The 18,375-nt window shown below is 53.2% G+C and carries 16 protein-coding genes; 10 read left to right on the forward strand and 6 right to left on the reverse strand.

Annotated elements, in window-relative coordinates; translation table 11 throughout:
* Positions 1-39 precede the first annotated feature (39 nt).
* The 6 genes from mhpD (at position 40) to G9Q38_RS15020 (ending at position 6,736) form a co-directional block, all read left to right on the forward strand.
* On the forward strand, positions 40-846 hold the full coding sequence (gene mhpD / locus G9Q38_RS14995) for a 2-keto-4-pentenoate hydratase (RefSeq protein ID WP_119516483.1): 807 nt from the start codon (positions 40-42) through the stop codon (positions 844-846).
* The gene (locus G9Q38_RS15000; protein ID WP_166132225.1) at positions 843-1,610 is read left to right on the forward strand and encodes a 2-keto-4-pentenoate hydratase; all 768 of its coding nucleotides are present in this window, start codon (positions 843-845) and stop codon (positions 1,608-1,610) included. Before mhpD ends, G9Q38_RS15000 begins: the two co-directional genes overlap by 4 nt.
* A 78-nt stretch (positions 1,611-1,688) precedes the next feature.
* Entirely contained in the window at positions 1,689-2,648 is a 960-nt protein-coding gene (locus G9Q38_RS15005) for an acetaldehyde dehydrogenase (acetylating) (RefSeq protein WP_166132226.1), read from the forward strand.
* Entirely contained in the window at positions 2,648-3,685 is a 1,038-nt protein-coding gene (dmpG, locus tag G9Q38_RS15010; RefSeq protein WP_166132227.1) for a 4-hydroxy-2-oxovalerate aldolase, read from the forward strand. The genes G9Q38_RS15005 and dmpG overlap by 1 nt, the downstream gene beginning before the upstream one ends.
* A gap of 129 nt (positions 3,686-3,814) precedes the next feature.
* Complete coding sequence (locus G9Q38_RS15015; protein ID WP_166132228.1) at positions 3,815-4,987, forward strand: ABC transporter substrate-binding protein; 1,173 nt, start codon at positions 3,815-3,817, stop codon at positions 4,985-4,987.
* 225 nt (positions 4,988-5,212) lie between these two features.
* A complete protein-coding gene (locus tag G9Q38_RS15020; RefSeq protein ID WP_166132229.1) occupies positions 5,213-6,736 on the forward strand; it encodes a sensor domain-containing diguanylate cyclase in 1,524 nt (507 codons plus the stop codon).
* Here the strand turns inward: G9Q38_RS15020 and G9Q38_RS15025 are convergent.
* Positions 6,666-7,880 (reverse strand): MFS transporter, encoded by a 1,215-nt coding sequence (locus G9Q38_RS15025; protein WP_166132230.1) that lies wholly within the window; start codon positions 7,878-7,880, stop codon positions 6,666-6,668. The genes G9Q38_RS15020 and G9Q38_RS15025 overlap by 71 nt on opposite strands.
* 136 nt (positions 7,881-8,016) lie before the next feature.
* On the opposite strand from G9Q38_RS15025, the gene G9Q38_RS15030 reads away from it, so the two are divergent.
* Positions 8,017-9,468: an aldehyde dehydrogenase gene (locus G9Q38_RS15030; RefSeq protein ID WP_166132231.1), complete on the forward strand. Its 1,452-nt coding sequence runs from the start codon at positions 8,017-8,019 to the stop codon at positions 9,466-9,468.
* 81 nt (positions 9,469-9,549) lie between these two features.
* Here G9Q38_RS15030 and G9Q38_RS15035 read toward each other — a convergent pair whose 3' ends face one another.
* The 3 genes from G9Q38_RS15035 to G9Q38_RS15045 all read right to left on the reverse strand — a co-directional run bounded on the left by G9Q38_RS15035 (position 9,550) and on the right by G9Q38_RS15045 (position 12,571).
* A complete protein-coding gene (locus tag G9Q38_RS15035; RefSeq protein ID WP_166132232.1) occupies positions 9,550-10,221 on the reverse strand; it encodes a YiaD family glycine zipper/OmpA-like lipoprotein in 672 nt (223 codons plus the stop codon).
* Positions 10,222-10,322: 101 nt separating this feature from the next.
* Complete coding sequence (locus G9Q38_RS15040; protein WP_166132233.1) at positions 10,323-11,384, reverse strand: amino acid ABC transporter permease; 1,062 nt, start codon at positions 11,382-11,384, stop codon at positions 10,323-10,325.
* A gap of 2 nt (positions 11,385-11,386) precedes the next feature.
* Entirely contained in the window at positions 11,387-12,571 is a 1,185-nt protein-coding gene (locus G9Q38_RS15045) for an amino acid ABC transporter permease (protein WP_166132234.1), read from the reverse strand.
* 84 nt (positions 12,572-12,655) lie between these two features.
* Between G9Q38_RS15045 and G9Q38_RS15050 the strand changes: the two genes are divergently transcribed.
* From G9Q38_RS15050 to mutY, 3 genes are read left to right on the forward strand one after another with little or no spacing between them, the layout of a single operon-like run.
* Complete coding sequence (locus tag G9Q38_RS15050; RefSeq protein WP_119516494.1) at positions 12,656-13,327, forward strand: cell division ATP-binding protein FtsE; 672 nt, start codon at positions 12,656-12,658, stop codon at positions 13,325-13,327.
* On the forward strand, positions 13,324-14,232 hold the full coding sequence (locus tag G9Q38_RS15055) for a cell division protein FtsX (RefSeq protein WP_166132235.1): 909 nt from the start codon (positions 13,324-13,326) through the stop codon (positions 14,230-14,232). The genes G9Q38_RS15050 and G9Q38_RS15055 overlap by 4 nt, the downstream gene beginning before the upstream one ends.
* Before the next feature lie 5 nt (positions 14,233-14,237).
* Positions 14,238-15,347 carry an A/G-specific adenine glycosylase gene (mutY, locus tag G9Q38_RS15060; RefSeq protein ID WP_166132236.1) on the forward strand — a complete coding sequence of 370 codons (1,110 nt, stop codon included), beginning with the start codon at positions 14,238-14,240 and terminating at the stop codon, positions 15,345-15,347.
* Here mutY and rodA read toward each other — a convergent pair.
* The gene (gene rodA / locus G9Q38_RS15065; protein WP_166132237.1) at positions 15,344-16,489 is read right to left on the reverse strand and encodes a rod shape-determining protein RodA; all 1,146 of its coding nucleotides are present in this window, start codon (positions 16,487-16,489) and stop codon (positions 15,344-15,346) included. The genes mutY and rodA overlap by 4 nt on opposite strands.
* On the reverse strand, positions 16,486-18,360 hold the full coding sequence (gene mrdA, locus G9Q38_RS15070; RefSeq protein ID WP_166132238.1) for a penicillin-binding protein 2: 1,875 nt from the start codon (positions 18,358-18,360) through the stop codon (positions 16,486-16,488). The genes rodA and mrdA overlap by 4 nt, the downstream gene beginning before the upstream one ends.
* Positions 18,361-18,375 lie beyond the last annotated feature (15 nt).

An 18,375-nucleotide genomic window follows, 5' to 3' on the forward strand; every position in this document is an offset into this window, starting at 1 on the left:
ATTTTTTATCTATTTACGTTTATCTGAAAGGACTCTTGGATGACGCCTGATCAAATTAAAACCGCCGCTGCCGCATTGCGCCAGGCTGCCGAAACCGGCCAAGCCATTGGCGCCTTGCGCAACGACTACCCGGAACTCACCATTGAATCGGCTTACGCCATTCAGCAAATCAATACCGAACACCGGCTTAAACAAGGGCGGCGCCGCATTGGCTGCAAAATCGGCCTCACCTCACCCGCCGTTCAAAAGCAACTGGGGGTCGACCAACCCGACTTCGGCATGCTGTTCGACGATATGGGTTACGGCGACGGCGAACCGATTCCTTTTTCAGCATTGATGCAGCCCAAAGTCGAAGCAGAAATTGCTTTCGTGCTGAAGAAAGATCTCGACATGCCCAACCCGACACAAGTTGATGTCATGCAAGCCATCGATTACGCCTTGCCCGCCATTGAAATTGTAGGCAGCCGCATTGCCAATTGGGACATTCGCATTACCGACACTATTGCCGACAATGCTTCTTCGTCAACTTACGTACTGGGCACCACTCCACGCCAACTGAGCGAATTCGACGTGCGTCTGTGCGGCATGGCCATGATGAAAAACGGCGAACCGGTATCAGTCGGCGCCGGCGCCGCCTGCCTGGGCAATCCAATTAATGCGGTTGTATGGCTCGCCCGAACGCTTTCCCGGCTGGGCACGCCGCTGCAGGCAGGCGAACTTGTTTTATCCGGCGCGCTAGGCCCCATGGCCCCAGTCAATCCGGGCGAAATTTTTGAAGCCAGAATTAATGGCCTGGGTAATGTCCGGGCAGTTTTTGAGCCAGACACTACGAAGGAAGACAAATGAAGTCCATAGCTGAATACGCAGAACTTCTAGACGAAGCCGCGCGACTGGGCAACGAAGTGCCCCAGTTCGACACCGAAAACAAGCTCTCGCTGGAAGACGCCTACGCCATCCAGAAAGCCTCGATCGACCGTCGCCTTAGCCGAGGCCAGCGTCGTGTGGGTGTAAAAATGGGCTTCACCAGCCGCGCGAAAATGATCCAAATGGGCCTTTCCGATGTTATTTGGGGCCGTTTAACCGACGCCATGCAAGTAGAGGAAGGCGGCAGCATTGAATTGAAGGGCTATGTACACCCACGCGCGGAGCCTGAACTGGCCTTTTTGCTTAAGCGCCCCCTGGCAGGCGACGTCACCGGGCCGGAAGCCATGGCGGCAGTCGAGGCGATTGCACCGGCCATTGAAATTATTGACTCGCGCTACAAAGATTTCAAATTCACGTTACCCGAAGTGATTGCCGACAACGCCTCCTCCAGCAGTTTTGTCATCGGTGCCTGGCACGACCCCAGAACTGATTTCAGCAACCTGGGTCTAACCTTAAGTATGAATGGCAAAACCGTTCAAGTAGGTTCAACCGCCGCGCTGCTGGGCAACCCGTTAAGGTCGCTGGTCGCCGCTGCGCGGGTTTCGGCGCAAGCGGGAGAACCGCTGCAAGCCGGCTGGATCGTTATGGCGGGCGGCGCAACACCGGCAGAATGGATCAAGCCGGGGCAATACGTTTCGGTTCAAATGGAAGGATTAGGTGAGTGCGGGTTCCACGCCAAAGACTAATGCACCCCACCCTTGCCGGAGCGACACAACGCCGCACCGGCCCTTGACTCGTTTTTATGACTCCTGCAGGAGCACACAATGACACAGAAAGTAAAAGCCGCCATTATTGGTTCAGGCAATATCGGCACCGACCTCATGATCAAAGTCATGCGCAACAGCAAAACCCTTGAAATGGGTGCCATGGTAGGGATCGACCCCAAATCCGACGGCCTGGCCCGCGCTGAGCGCATGGGTGTAGCCACGACCGCAGAAGGCATCGACGGCCTGGTGAAAATGGATGTTTTCAAGGAAATCGATGTGGTGTTCGACGCCACATCGGCTGGCGCCCACGCACATCATAACGAGGTACTGCAAAAACACGGTGTGCAGGTTATCGACCTAACCCCGGCCGCCATTGGCCCGTTCGTTATTCCTGCGTTGAACCTGGAAGCGGAGAACGCCACCAACATGAACATGGTCACGTGCGGTGGCCAGGCCACCATTCCCATTGTGGGAGCCGTGTCGCAAGTGGCCAAAGTGCACTATGCGGAAATCGTCGCCTCGATTTCCAGCAAATCGGCCGGGCCGGGTACCCGTGCCAACATCGATGAGTTTACCGAAACCACGCGCGACGCCATCGAAAAACTGGGCGGTGCCGAACGGGGCAAGGCCATTATTATTCTGAACCCGGCCGAACCGCCGCTGATTATGCGCGACACCGTGTTCGTCCTGTCGGAGCCCGCCGACCAGAAAAAAGTGGAAGAAAGCATCGAAAGAATGGTAGCCAAGGTGCAGTCGTACGTACCGGGCTATCGCCTGAAGCAGAAAGTGCAGTTCGACGTCATCGATGAATCGGCCCCCATGAACGTACCGGGCATCGGCCCACGCCACGGTCTGAAAATTGCCGTCTACCTGGAAGTGGAAGGGGCGGCACATTATCTGCCCGCCTATGCCGGCAACCTCGATATCATGACTTCCGCCGCGCTGGCTTGCGGCGACATGATGGCGCGCCGTCGCCTTGAGGCAGGCATGTCAAGAACACAAAAGGAAGTGGTGTAATGGATACGCAAAAGAAACTCTATATCTCCGACGTAACCCTGCGTGACGGCAGCCATGCGATTCGGCATCAATACAGTGTCGATAACGTTCGCGCCATTGCCAAGGCACTTGATGAAGCCGGGGTGTACAGCATTGAAGTGGCGCACGGCGACGGCCTGGAAGGCTCCAGCTTCAACTACGGCTTTGGGGCACACAGCGATGTGGAATGGATTACGGCGGCCGCCGAATCGGTTACCAACACCAAAATTGCCACCCTGCTGCTGCCGGGTATCGGCACCATGCACGACCTGCGCCGCGCCTACGATGCAGGCGCACGCGTAGTCCGTGTTGCCACACATTGCACGGAAGCCGATGTGTCCCGTCAACATATCGACTATGCCAATGAACTGGGTATGGACGCAGTGGGCTTCCTGATGATGAGCCACATGATTCAACCGGCCCGGTTGGCCGAGCAAGCCAAGCTTATGGAAAGCTACGGCGCCAGTTGCATTTATGTGGTCGACTCAGGCGGTGCGCTCACCATGAACGACGTGCGCGACCGTTTCCGTGCGCTGAAAGACGTTCTAAAGCCCGAAACCGAAACCGGTATTCACGCCCACCACAACCTTAGCCTGGGTGTGGCGAATTCCATCGTAGCGGTGGAAGAAGGTTGTGATCGCATCGACGCCAGCCTGGCGGGTATGGGTGCCGGTGCGGGCAATGCGCCGTTGGAGGTCTTCATTGCCGCAGCCGAACGGCTGGGCTGGAATCACGGTTGCGACCTTTACAAGCTTATGGACGCGGCCGACGACCTGGTGCGGCCGCTGCAAGACCGCCCGGTTCGGGTCGACCGCGAAACGCTTGCGCTCGGGTACGCCGGGGTTTATTCCAGCTTCCTGCGCCATGCGGAAGCAGCTGCCGCCAAATACAACCTGAAAACGGTGGATATCCTGGTTGAACTGGGCCGACGCAAAATGGTGGGCGGCCAGGAAGACATGATTGTCGACGTAGCACTTGACCTACTTGCAAGCCAGGAACAAATGAGCAACAATCAATAACCGTAACATTCAGCACACTTAATCTGACAGGGTTCTGAACAGTTATTGCCTGCTTGGAACCCTTTTTGCTTTAGGTGGGCATGCCTTAACGGTATTAGACTCATAACCAAAATTCTCAGGAGACGACTAATGAGAAAATTCGCCAAAATTGCGCTTGCAGCGGCGTGCTTTGCTTCTGCTGCCGTTGCTCACGCGGCCGAACCGTTCAAAATCGGGTTCATTATCCCCATGACGGGGCCTTTTGCCTCCACCGGTAAACAAGCTGTTGCCGGCGCCAAGCTTTACATGCAACAACATGGTGACGAAGTGGCAGGGCGCAAAATCGAACTCATCATTAAAGACGACGGCGGCGTTCAACCTGAAACAACGAAGCGTATCGCTCAAGAACTGGTTGTTCAGGACAAGGTAAATGTGCTGGCCGGCTTTGGCCTCACACCGCTGGCATTTGCCGCTGCACCCATTGCCACCCAGGCTAAAGTTCCCATGGTGGTCACGGCAGCCGGCACCTCATCAATTGTTCAGAAGTCGCCCTACATCGTGCGTACCTCCATGACACTGCCGCAAACAACTGCGCCTATCGCAGCCTGGGCACGTGACAACAAAGACGTCAAAATCGATACCGCTGTTACGCTGGTAGCCGACTACGGCCCAGGTCACGACGCTGAAAAAGTCTTCGTGAAAACCTTTACGGAAAAAGGCGGGAAAGTGCTGGAAAGCATCCGCAGCCCCATGGCAAACCCCGACTTTTCGGCGTTCCTTCAGCGCGTTCGCGACTTGAAACCCGATGCACTTTTCGTGTTCGTTCCCTCGGGCCAAGGTACCGCTGTATTGAAGCAGTTCAAGGAACGTAATCTTGCTGCAGAAGGTATCAATCTGATCGGTACCGGCGACATGGTGGAAGACGACTTGATGCCTTCCATGGGCGACGAAGTGCTGGGTATTATCACTTCCCACCATTACTCTGCCGCTCACGATTCCGAAACAAACAAGGAATTTGTAAAAGCGTTCGCCGAGGCCAACGACGGGATGCGCGCCAGCTTCATGGGTGTAGGGGCCTACGACGGCATGCACCTCATTTACGAAGCGTTGAAGAAAGCCGGTCCAGATGCAACGGGCGACGAACTTCTGGCCGCTATGAAAGGAATGGAATGGGAAAGCCCTCGTGGCCCGATCCGTATCGATCCTGAAACACGCGACATCGTTCAGAACATCTACATTCGTGAAGCCAAGAAACTGGATAACGGAGAACGTTATAACGTTGAATTCGACGTCGTGGAAATGTTCAAAGACCCAGGCGTTTAAGCAATATATCAACAGTTGGATAAAAAAAACCAACGCACTCAAATTGTTGTAAAACGCTCTCTAAGCCCCTTCTGAACTGAAGGGGCTTTTCTTTTAGGCCTTCATAAAATTATAAATTTTATATTTTCAATACTGTGAGCGCGCAGCTCACGCAAATTCATTAAAATCAGCATCACCATTACAGCTTCAGCATGCGTTTTCACCCAATTCACCGGACTTCACTCTATGCAACTGGGCAATCTCTCAGACAGCCAACCAGAAACATGGGGCACCAGCCTGCCCGAGTTCTTCGAAATCATGCCGAACTCTTTATGGCTTGAAGACTATAGCCAGCTCTACGAGCTGTTTGAAAATTGGCGTTCGCAAGGTATCACCGATTTACGCGACTATTTGGCAGAAGATGCAACGCGTGTTGCCCAATGTTCTGCGTGCATCAAGGTATTACATGTCAATCGCAAAACGCTCGATATGTTTAATGCCGCCTCGTTCGACGAGCTTTCCTCTCGGCTGAGTGAGGTATTGCGTGATGACATGCTGGAGGCACACATTGAAGAGCTGGAGCAGCTCTGGGCGGGCAGCGATCGCTTCGAGAGCAAAAGTGTCAATTACACATTAAACGGCGAAAGGCTCGATGTTCTGATCCGTGCCGTTATTTTGCCGGATCATAAAAAGCGCTGGGATCGTGTGCTGGTGTCACTCGACAACATTACAGAGCTTGAAAATGCCCACCGACGTGTGTTGGCAAGCGAACAATATGCACGGGGCATTTTCGAATATGCCCCCGTTTCACTGTGGGTTGAGGATTTTCATCGCATCAAGATCTTGCTGGAAGAGGTGCGTGAACGCGGAATTACCGACTTTAGAACGTTTACCGACGTTCACCCCGACTTCGTCGAGCAATGCATGTCGGAAATCAAAGTGCTGGATGTCAATCAATACACCATTGACATGTTTAAAGCCAAAAACAAACAAGACCTGCTCACCCGGCTGCCCGAAGTGTTCCGCGACGACATGCGGGACCATTTTCGCGAACAACTTATCGACCTGTGGGACGGTAAGCTGTTCATGCAGCGGGAGGTGCTGAATTACGGGCTGGACGGCAACCCGCTTAATATCCATCTGCAGTTTTCAGTGTTCAACGGCCATGAAAAGCATTGGGATTTGGTGCTTCTGGCCCTGACTGACATTACCGCACGCAAGAAAGCCGAAGCCTATCTGGAGTATCTGGGCAAACACGATGTGCTGACAAAACTAAAGAACCGTTCATTCTATGTTGATGAAATCAGCCGCCTGGATCGCAAAGGCCCGTTCCCTGTCACGGTTATCATTATCGATATTAATAACCTGAAAACCATTAACGACACCCTGGGCCACGCAGCCGGCGACGACCTGCTTCGGCGCGCAGGCGAAATTCTGGGCCAATTGAACAGCAAAGGGGTCACCACCATGCGCATAGGGGGCGACGAGTTCGCGGTTTTCATGCCCGGCGCAACCGATGAAGCCCGTACAAACCTGCTGGCCAACCTGAAAAAACTCACCGACCTGAACAACCAGTTCTACAACGGCCCGTTCCTTCAGCTAGCCGCAGGCTGGTCGATTTGCGAAGAAGGCGAACGCCTGGAAGATGCGCTTCGAGAAGCGGATCATTTAATGTACGAAGAAAAACGGAAGTTCTATGCTATGCAATCTTCCGATGACGATGCATCCAGGCAGAGTACGCTGATAAACAGCCCAGAACGGCAGTCGTGATAAAACAAAACGTATAAATAGCGGTGCTCAGACCTACATGATCGGCCAATATTCCCACACCAATAATGGGCACCGTCGCACCGGTATAAGCCGACAGGAAAAAAGTGGACATATTGGCCGCCCGACGGTGCTCATCGGCATGCAGACCGGCGATCATTGAAGCATAGAGAAAGCCGAACCCCTGACCGATGCCGAAACAAATCATGGCGACAATAAGAACCACGACGCTATGGGTGTACATCCCGACAGCAAGAAACACGACACTTAGACCAAACGCACTCATGCCGAACGTCAAACCTTTAAAAGGAGGTAGTTGTGTTTGCGTGATTTGAACCAACGTAGACGCAATGGCCATGAAAATAAACGCCACGCCCACCACAATCGGCCCCTGCCACGGCAAATTCAGCTCAGGCAAGACCGAAGGCACAAGCGATGCAAACAGGCAGCCGACACCAAAAGTAAAGAACCCACCGGCACAGCCCAAGAGGAATGGCGGCCGATTACCTACAACCGGCAGCGCCATTTTGGGCACAATGGACAAAGGTGCCCGAGCACCGGCCGGCCCCTGCAACTGATGTCGAGAAGCAATAATTAACAGTAAAGTCAGTACGGCGAAGACCAAAATAAATACATAGGGCAATACCAGTGGGTAGACATTCCATTGGGCAATGACCCCGCCAATCACCGGCCCCGCTCCAAAGCTAACCGTAATGGCACTGGAAGTAACGACAGCCGCTTTGCGGCGGTCTTGCTGCGGATGCGCTTCACCCATCGCCAGGGCAGCCGCTGTAGCAAGGATTCCATTGCCAAAGCCAATAATGGCGCGGGCTAGAATTAAGGTTCCCACCCCTTGCGCCACCATGGACAGCCCCAGCCCCAACATCAGCATTAATACCGACGCCACAATGACTTTAAAGCGCCCGAAAGTATCCGACACCCGTCCAAAACAAAGCAGGGTGGCGAAAACGGCCACCATATAGGACGTAAAAATGTAACTTAAGGAGCTGGGCGGAATTTGCCAGGCTCGTTCGTATATAGGGTACAGCGGTGTCGGCAAAGAACTGGTTGCAAAACATAAGCAAACCAGTACGGTAACCCCAACAAAGCCCCCCCAGCGTTTTAACAACTCCATCCCAACAGTCATATAACATTCCGCAACAATCGTTGCACCGATTATAGTAAGTCCACTTACTTTTCCCTAGCGCCAAAAAGGCTCATAATGGAAAATTAAGACGCACTCGTGTTTATTCCGAATTTTGTAACAAACCTGGAGTCAAGCTATGTCAACTATTTCGATGCTTATTAACGGGCAACAAAAGCAAGCCAGCAATGGTAAAACTTTCCAGCGAAAGAACCCGCTTGACGGCAAAGTCGCAACCACCGCCCCGGCCGCAACCGTCGAAGACGCCATCGAAGCTGTTGAAGCCGCCTCCCGGGCTTTCCCCGAATGGGCCGCGAAAGGCCCGACAGAGCGCCGTGGCCTGCTGTTGAAAGCAGCTGATGCCCTTGACGCAAAAACCGACGACTTTATCAAAGCCATGGCCGGCGAAACCGGTTCGGCCGCCATGTGGGCCGGCTTCAATGCGCACCTGGCAGCCAATATGCTTCGCGAAGCCGCATCGCTTACCACACAAATAAACGGCGACCTCATCCCATCCGATGTTCCCGGCAGCCTGGCTATGGGTGTTCGGCAGCCTGCAGGCGTGGTGCTGGGCATGGCGCCCTGGAATGCACCCATCATCCTGGGCACCCGAGCCGTTGCCGTGCCCCTGGCCTGCGGCAATACCGTTGTAATGAAGGGGTCGGAAGTGTGTCCGGCCACCCACAGCCTGATTATCGAATCACTTCAGGAAGCCGGCTTACCTAACGGGGTAGTGAATTTCATTACCAACGACCCAGCCGATGCCGGTCCCATTGTTGAGGCCATGATCGCCCACCCCGCCGTTCGGCGCGTCAATTTTACCGGCTCCACACGGGTTGGCAGAATCATCGCCTCGGTTTGCGCGAAATACCTGAAACCCTCTATTTTGGAATTGGGCGGCAAAGCGCCGCTGGTCGTTCTCGACGATGCAAATATCGAAGAAGCCGTTAACGGAACCGCTTTTGGCGCATTCGCAAATTCCGGCCAAATCTGCATGTCAACGGAACGCATTATTGTCGACAATAAAATCGCCGACGCGTTTATTCCCGCGCTCACCGAAAAGGCGCGCAACTTGCCGCTGGGTGATCCGCGCGAAGGCCCGGTTGTCCTGGGTTCGGTGGTCGACATGTCGACGGTTGAACGTTGCAATGCGCTCATCGACGACGCGCTGGAAAAAGGCGCCAAGCTACTTTGCGGCGGCAAGGCTGAAAACACCTTAATGCCCGCCACCCTCATCGACCACGTCACGCCGAAAATGAAAATCTACAGCGAGGAAACCTTTGCGCCGGTAAAGGCCATTGTCCGTGTTAACGGGGTTGAAGAAGCAATTCAAGTCGCGAATGACAACGACTACGGCCTGTCTGCCGCGGTATTCGGAAAAGATATCGGGCGGGCGTGGCAAGTTGCTTCGCGTATTGAATCAGGCATTTGCCATATTAATGGGCCCACAGTTCACGATGAGGCACAAATGCCGTTTGGCGGCGTAAAAGACAGTGGTTTCGGCCGCTTCGGTGGGCGTGCCGGCATTGAGGCCTTCACAGAATTGCGCTGGATGTCGATTCAAACTACCCCCCGTCATTATCCGTTCTAACAAGCAGCGCCTTAAATTGTTACAAAAAACCCGTCGCCCCATTAGGAACGGCGGGTTTTTTGAATTCAACACTTTTAAAAATTATTGTTTAACAGCGTACAAGAACAACTCAACACGACGGTTCAGCGCACGGCCCTGTTCGGTGCTGTTATCACCAATGGGGTTAGCGGAAGCACGCCCTTCAGCAGTTAAGCGCCCCATGGAAATACCCTGTCGGGCAATATAGTTTGTAACGGCTTCAGCACGGCTTAACGACAAGCGCTGATTCAGTTCAGCCGGGCCGGTGCTGTCGGTGTAGCCAATAGCCTTTGCACGCAACTCGGGATGCTGGGCAAGTGCCCGCGACACACTGTCAAGCACGGGTAGTAAACCGGCTTTTAGATCAGACTTTCCTGTATCGAACGACACATTGCTTGGAATGTGAACTTTAAGGGTTCCGTCGGGCATTTCAACAACAGCCACCCCTAAATCACGGGCGCCGGATTGCTCAACGTCATTCTTGATGCCTGACCAGTTGTAGCCCATAATGCTGCCGGCAACCGCACCGATCCCCGCGCCAATTAATGCGGCCTCGCTGCTATCACCTATCAATGCGCCAAGCCCGGCACCTACGGCTGCACCCGCGCCGGCACCGGCTGCTGTGCGACCGCCCTGGCTCATACCACCCATTGTTCGATCCACCGTGGCACAACCTCCCATCATTGCCAAGGCAACCACGCTAATCGCAACGCGCTTATTGACTAAAGTGTTCATATTCTTCTCCTTCTTGGGTTACGGGTTCCAGAACCATAATGAACCCTAAGTGCGCTATCTATCCTATCAGTTGCGTAGCAGCTCAAATGTTACGAATTTATTCAGCCTTGACGCCATTGTCTTTCAAGCGACTGGCTATACCGGGAAATGGAAAAACATAGAACAAAATAAATAGCCCCAATGAACAAGTAAGCTTCGGTGCTAAACCCTTGCCATTGGGCATCGGCCAACGCAGCCTTGGTCGCTTGCATGAGATCGAATACACCAATAACAACCACCAAAGACGTGTCTTTCAGCACAGAGATAAAAATACCAACCAGCGGCCCGACAATAGCCCTGAGCGCCTGAGGCAGCACAATAAAAAGCGTCTTTTGCCAGTACCCCAGGCCCAATGAGTCTGCCCCTTCGTACTGCCCTTTGGGGATCGCCTGTAAGCCACCACGAACAGTTTCAGCAATATAGGCGGCCACGAACAAAACAATGGCAATTTGGGCGCGCAACAATTTGTTAATGTTAAGGCCTTCGGGTAGAAACAACGGTAGCATCACTGAAGCCATAAACAACAAACTGATCAACGGCACACCGCGAATCAATTCGATATAAATCACACACACCGACCGTACGGCAGGCAAATCGGAGCGTCGACCCAAAGCCAGCAACACGCCAAGTGGAAACGCCAGCCCCACCCCCACGGTGGCCAGAATCAAGGTAAGGGGTAAGCCGCCCCACAAGCGGGTTTCAACAAAAGAAAGCCCCAAAACCCCGCCCCACATGAGAACACCCACCAGCGTTAACGCCCCAAACCAGTAAATAGCCAGGGCCGGCCGCCAGAAGCGACGCCGGCAGCTGAGTACAACAATACCGATAAGCACCACACACGCCAGCAACGGACGCCACTGTTCTGCATAGGGGTACAAGCCAAACAAGATAACCCGATGCTTCTGGGCGATAAACGTCCAGCAGGCACCAGTTACTTGCGCACAGGCTTGCGGGCTGTCGCCCCCAAACCGGGCGGACAAAAACAGCCACTCCACTGCTGCCGGCAATATCGCAGCCAACAGCCCAACAAGAATCACCGTGACCAAGGCGTTGAACGGCGTATTGACCAATGTGTGATACCAGCGCACCGGGCGCACACCAACGTATGTTGAAGCGGTTGCCATTCTTACCGCTCCTTTAGCGCAATACGCCGGTTATACAAATTCATCACGGCCGATATCGACAAGCTGACCGTTAAATAGGCGGCCATAATAATCAAAACTCCTTCAATCGCCTGACCCGTTTGATTCAGTGTTGTATTGGCAATTGAGACAATATCGGGATAACCAATTGCAACAGCCAGAGAACTGTTTTTGGTTAGGTTCAAATATTGGCTTGTCATCGGCGGCACAATCACCCGTAGCGCCTGAGGAAGAATAATCCGGAGTAGCACCTGGCCATCGCGTAATCCCAGGGCACGACCAGCCTGCCATTGCCCCGCCCCCACCGACTGAATACCAGACCGCACCACCTCAGCGACAAAGGCCGCGGTATACAGCACCAGCCCCAACAACAGGGCAGTGAACTCCGGGCTTAGTGTTGCACCTCCGGCAAAATTAAAACCTTTCAATTCGGGCACGCTTAAATGAAGCCCTGGCGAGAGCGTAATCGTGATTGCGAATGAAACCGCCAAAACAAACAACAGACCCATCAGTGCCCACGCCTTGCCCGGTAGGTAGGCTGTTTTTGCTTTGCGGCCTAAACACACTGCAACAATTAAATACAATACGACCGCAAACAATGCCAACCAGAAAACTGAACCATTCACTCCCGACAGCCACGGAACAGTTAAACCCCGGTTAGATAAAAACACACCCGACATCGGCTCCAGTGCCAGCCGGGGTGAAGGTAAGCTTTGCGTAATAAGGGCGTACCAGAAAAACAGCTGCAACAACAAAGGGATATTACGCATCACTTCAATATAGGCCGTTGCCACTGCAGCCAGCAGCCGATTGCCCGATAAGCGGGCAATGCCGATAAGACTACCCAGCAAAGTCGCCAAAACCACCCCAAGGGCCGCGACTTTCAACGTATTCAGAATGCCAACCCATAACGCACGGGCGTACGAGTCGGCAGGACGATAAGCGACCGGGCTCTCGCTGATTGCGAAACCCGCCTCCCGCTCCAGAAAACCGAACCCGGTTGAAATGTTGCGGGCGGCCAAATTAACCAGTGTGTTGTCGACTAACCAATAAACTAGCAAACCAATCCCCAGCAACATGGCCAACTGGTATATCCAGGCTCGCACCCTGGCGTTGCGCCACGACCAACGGGCAAAATGGGAAGAGCGTCGATTTGCAGGAAAAGTCATAGAGATTGACGCGTTAACAGGATAAAGTATCGAAGGCACGATATCATATCCGCCTATGAGCGATTTCTACAGCCAACGGTCAACATGATTGAGTTTCAACACGTTTTCAAATCCTATGGCCGGAGCCGAAACATTCTGGCCGACATCAACTTCCGTATTGAAGCGGGGGAATTCGTTTTTGTTTCAGGCCCCTCGGGTGCTGGAAAATCCACGCTGCTGAAGCTCATTGGTGGGCTTGAACCCCCCAGCCGCGGCAGTATTACGGTAAACAAGAACCGCATTGATAAAATGCCGGGCCGCGCAAGACCCTATTTGCGCCGGGCCGTAGGTGTTATCTTGCAAGACACCCATCTGCTGTTTGACCGCAGCGCTTTTGAAAACGTGCTGTTGCCCCTTACCGTTGTCGGGCTCGAACGGGCTCAAGCCGTTACTCGGGCCCGGGCGGCACTTGATAAGGTGGGTTTAGCAGGCAAAGAAGACTTGAATCCGGTTGAAATGTCGGGCGGCGAACAACAACGCCTGGCGATTGCGCGCGCCATTGTGAATCGCCCCGCCATTCTGATTGCCGATGAACCCACAGCCAATCTGGACCATGAAAGCGCCCGACGCATCATGGATGTGTTTCGTGACTTCAACCGGGTGGGTGTCACCACGCTGATCGCCTCTCACGATACCTCTTTAATGGCTACCTACGCTTCACGCACGCTGCAAATACTCCCTGGCCGCTTCACTGATTTACGCGGGGTGCAGGCATGAGACGCTGGATACGCCATCACCGTTATGCGTTAGCAATCGCTTTTCGACGCCTGCTGTCGAATCCATTTTCATCATTGGCGAACTTGCTGGTTATTGCCCTGACCTTAACGCTACCCATCATCGGCACCGCTTTTCTGGTCGCCGCGCAACCGGTTGTCAAACAAGTTTCCATCACGCCTGAAATTACCTTGTTTATCGACCTCCCACACGATCAGGAAAAGGCGCAAAGCATCGCTACCCGAATTCGCAACGAACATGAAACCGACGTTGCAAATGTACGCGTTATTCCCAGGGACCAGGCCATGAACAACCTGAAGGGCAATCCGGCGTGGTCGGATGCGCTGGCCGTACTTCCCGATAATCCCCTTCCCCACGCAGTCGTCATCACGCTTAAGGAAACCGAAGATTTACCTGAGCGCGTCGCCACCCTGACGAACCTTTGGAAAAATCTGGACGGCGTTGGTACCGTGCAGCACGACGCAGCCTGGGTCCAACGGTTAGCGGCCATTCTGGCGTTTCTTCGGGTTGGCCTGGGTTTAATGGCCGCAGGTGTCGTGCTGGTTGTTTTAGCCACCGTGTTCAACACAGTACGTATGCAAGCTTTGAGCCAGCGGGAAGAAATCGCTGTCGCCCGCCTCGTTGGCGCAACAGAGTCGTTTGTTCGACGCCCATTTCTTTATCTGGGTGCCCTTACAGGCGTTCTCGCAAGCATTGCCGCCATTATTTTCGCAAAACTGGCGCTGATTCCAATGAACGAAAATCTGGCAACGTTAGCCGGTACTTACAACGCCCAACTGGCGCTTAGCCTGCCTAACACACACCATCTATTGCTGGCCATATTAACCGTTGCTGTTTTGGCAGCCTTATCGGCGCGTTGGTCTGTTACCCGAAATACCCGCTTTTAACCGGTATGACCATTTCTACAAATACGCCGCCACCAAAAATAGGTGTCGAGACCTTCGCTCAAACTGTATCGAACTGGCAAAAAACAGAAGGTCGCCATCATCTGCCGTGGCAAAACACCCAGGACCCTTACCGTATTTGGCTATCGGAGATTATGCTGCAGCAAACGCAGGTTGGCACGGTAATCGACTACTATCACCGCTTCCTGAAGCGATTCCCCACGTTAGCCGATTTGGCTCGGGCGTCCCAGGCAGACGTACTGGCATACTGGGCCGGCCTGGGTTACTACGCCCGGGCTCGCAACCTTCACCGCTGCGCGCAAACCGTTATGGAACAATGGGGCGGAAAATTCCCGGAAACACCAGAGCAAATCGCAACACTACCGGGTATTGGGCGCTCTACCGCCGCAGCCATTGCAGCATTTTCATTTGGGGGGCGTGCCCCCATTCTGGATGGTAATGTAAAGCGCGTCTTTACCCGGTTTTTTGGTGTATTTGGCTATCCCGGCAAGAAAGCAGTTGAAACAGAGCTTTGGTCTATTGCACAAGCTATTCTAGACCAAGGTCCCCGGGATCTCGATATGATCTCGTATACCCAGGGTTTAATGGACTTGGGAGCAACACGGTGTACGCGAACAAAACCCGATTGCACGCACTGCCCTTTAACCACGTCGTGCTACGCCAACCTTAATAATGCCCAGAAAGCGTTGCCCTCAGCGCGACCACGTAAACTTGTGCCACAGCGGGAATGCCATATGCTGATATTGCTGCACAATGACAATGTGCTGCTGGAAAAACGCCCCCAAACCGGAATTTGGGGCGGGCTCTGGTGTTTACCGCAATTCAACGAATTCGACGCCCTGGAAAACGCCTGCGTGAATTGGGGCGTTAAACCCTCGGCGCAAAGCAAAATGGCAACGCTGCAGCACACGTTCACACACTTCAAATTGCAGATAACGCCCTGGTGGCTGACAGTTAAACGTTTACCACTGGCAGAACCCAACAACGAACATTGCTGGCAGCCTCTAAACCTGCTGGCCGATACCGGCTTGCCCGCTCCGGTACAAAAAATCCTTCATGGCGTTCGCCAAAGCGTGCTTTCAAACAATAAAGACTAACGCGCCTGAGACGGTTGGCGGTAGTGATTAATACTCATTAATAGGCCGCACGCGATGCCCAAGGTTAACAAGGCCGTACCGCCATAACTCATAAACGGCAGGGGTACCCCAACCACCGGCAAAATGCCCGTGACCATACCGATATTCACGAACACATAAACGAAAAAGGTCATTGAAAGCGCACCCGCAAGCAAACGGCCGAATTGGGTCGTTGCGCGTGCCGAAATAAATAGCCCGCGCACAATAAAAAGCGCAAACAACACCAAAAGCATGACCCCGCCATACAGACCAAACTCTTCCGCATATACCGCAAAAATAAAATCGGTTGTACGCTCGGGAACAAAATCAAGATGCGCTTGGGTTCCTTCCATATACCCTTTGCCATAAACGCCCCCGGAACCGATGGCGATCATTGACTGAATCGTGTGAAAACCTTTCCCAAGCGGGTCGGAGCTGGGGTTAAGCAATGTGCAAACTCGATTCTTCTGATATTCATGCATTACGACCCAGTCCACCTCAGGTTGGCAAATATCAGTTTCAAAATAAACCATGGTACCCAAGCCAACCGCCATGACCAGCCCCAAGGGCACCAAAAGCCTGAAGGACAAGCCGGCAAAATAAATAACGAAAAAACCCGACAACAAGACCAATAGTGCGGTACCCAGATCGGGCTGACGCACAATTAAAACAAACGGAATAGCCAGCAGAATAATCGCGGCAAGAAGATCCAATAGCCGCATGCGTTTGGTTTCGAGCTGCTGAAAGTACCAGGCCAACATCATCGGCACGGTTAACTTCAACATTTCAGAGGGCTGAATGCGGATAACACCCAGATCGAGCCAGCGGGTGGCGCCTTTACTGGTTTCACCAAAAAACTCCACGGCGACAAGCAGCACAACACCCACCACATAGAGCGCAGGGGCTAGTTTTAACCAATATTTTGGGGGCACTGCCGCAACAAACCACAGTGCAATAAACGCCAGAAAATAATTGCGCACTTGACTGGCAAAGCGCCAATCGGTGCCGCCAACCGCAGAGTGCATAATCACCAGACCCAAGCCGGCCATCAAAATCAACAAAGCCAATAAAGGCCAGTCAAAAACCGTTAAAACTTTCAACACCCATCGAAAATACTGCTTCATGGGCGCACCTCAGCAAGCGTCGTATTGGTGTCGGCCTTTAACCAATAATCAAAAACCTTGCGCGCAATCGGTGCCGCAACCGTTGACCCCCAACCGCCATTTTCCACGATCAGGGCAACAGCGATGCGCGGCTTGACTGTCGGGGCATAAGCCATAAACAACGCATGATCACGCAAACGCTCTTCAAGTTCGCTGGATTTGTATTCCGCCCCGCGCAAGCTAAAAACCTGCGCCGTACCCGTTTTCCCCGCCGCCTGATATGGGGCTCCATTAAACGCAACTCGGGCGGTTCCCTCATTCACAACTCCCGCGAGCGCATTTTCAATTACCTCGATATTTTCGGGTTTAAGGTCAACAACGTGAGAGGGTTCGGTTACCGTTTTCTTCAATAGACCTGTTTGCGAATTTCGCACCAGATTCACCAAGTGCGGTGTCATATAAACGCCTTTGCTAGCCAATACCGCGGTGGCTTGTGCCAGTTGAAGCAGCGTGAACGAGTTGTAACCTTGCCCCACCGCAACCGACACTGTTTCCCCAGCGTACCATCGCTGCTGTTCCGGCTTGCGAAATGCTTTCTCTTTCCAATCGGTTGAGGGTAGAATGCCCCGCCGCTCACCATCCAAGTCAATACCCGTATATTGTCCGAACCCGAACTGTTTACTGAAGTCATGCAGCGCATTTACGCCAATTTCGGGGCCCAAAGAATAAAAATAGGTATCCGATGACTTCACCAACGCCCGATGCATATCGGTTTGACCATAAGCGATTGAGCCCGCGTTGCGAAAACGCTGTCGACCCAGCTCGAAATAACCTGGGTCATAAATTTTGGTTTCAGCGTCCCGCACTCCCAACTCCAGTGCCGCCAGCGCCACGAACGGCTTATAAGTTGACCCAATAGGATAGGTGCCATACAAAGGCCGGTTAATTAAGGGGTGATCCTCCGACTCGTTAAGCATGCGCCAATTGTCAACATCGATGCCGTCTATAAACAAATTAGGATCGAACGACGGCGCAGACACAAAAGCCAGAACCTCACCTGTTTCCGGCTCAATTGCCACCAAAGCACCGCGCTTTCCCTGAAACTCTTTTTCAACAAGCTGTTGCAACCCAAGATCCAGAGAGAGGATTAAATCGGAACCCGGAACTGGGTCCGTGCGCCGCAATGTTCTCACCGGCCGCCCGGTTGCCGTTACTTCGACCTCCTCGACACCCGTTTGACCATGCAATACATGCTCCCAGGTTTTTTCAATTCCCTTTTTGCCGATATTATGGGTACCACGGTAATTTCCCAATTGCCCATCACGCTCAAGACGCTCCAGGTCTTGTTCCGAGATACGACCCACGTACCCCAAAACATGAGCCGCACTTGAGCCATGCGGATACTCCCTGACCCAACGTGCGTTCAGCGTCACGCCGGGAAATTTATACGCATGTGCTGCAAACCAGGCCGCTTCGGTTTCATTAAGGTTATTGCGCAACATAACGCGGGCGTATCGACTCGATTGATTCACACGCTGTAAAAATCGTTTCTGGCTCGTTGGGCTGATATAAACCAATTGTGAAAGGGCATTCAGCATGGCTTTCAAATCAGACACTTCCGCCGGAATAACCTCAAGGGTGTAATCACGATAGTTACGGGCCAACACCACGCCGTTCCGATCGAGGATTTCACCTCGCCTGGGCGGAATCGGGACCACCGCAATACGATTTTCATCCGCCCGCGCCGCCAACCCTTCGTAACGCTCAACCTGCAAATACCACAAGCGACCCACAAGCAGGAAAAAGCAAACGACTACGAAAACGCCGGCCACCCACAAACGCAACCAGACTTTGCGCTTTTGTTCGTGCGAGGTTTTCTTGAATTCGAACATACTTGCCGACGTTAA

The organism is Pusillimonas sp. DMV24BSW_D, from assembly GCF_011388195.1.
In the GTDB taxonomy this organism is placed as follows: Bacteria; Pseudomonadota; Gammaproteobacteria; order Burkholderiales; family Burkholderiaceae_B; genus Neopusillimonas; species Neopusillimonas aestuarii.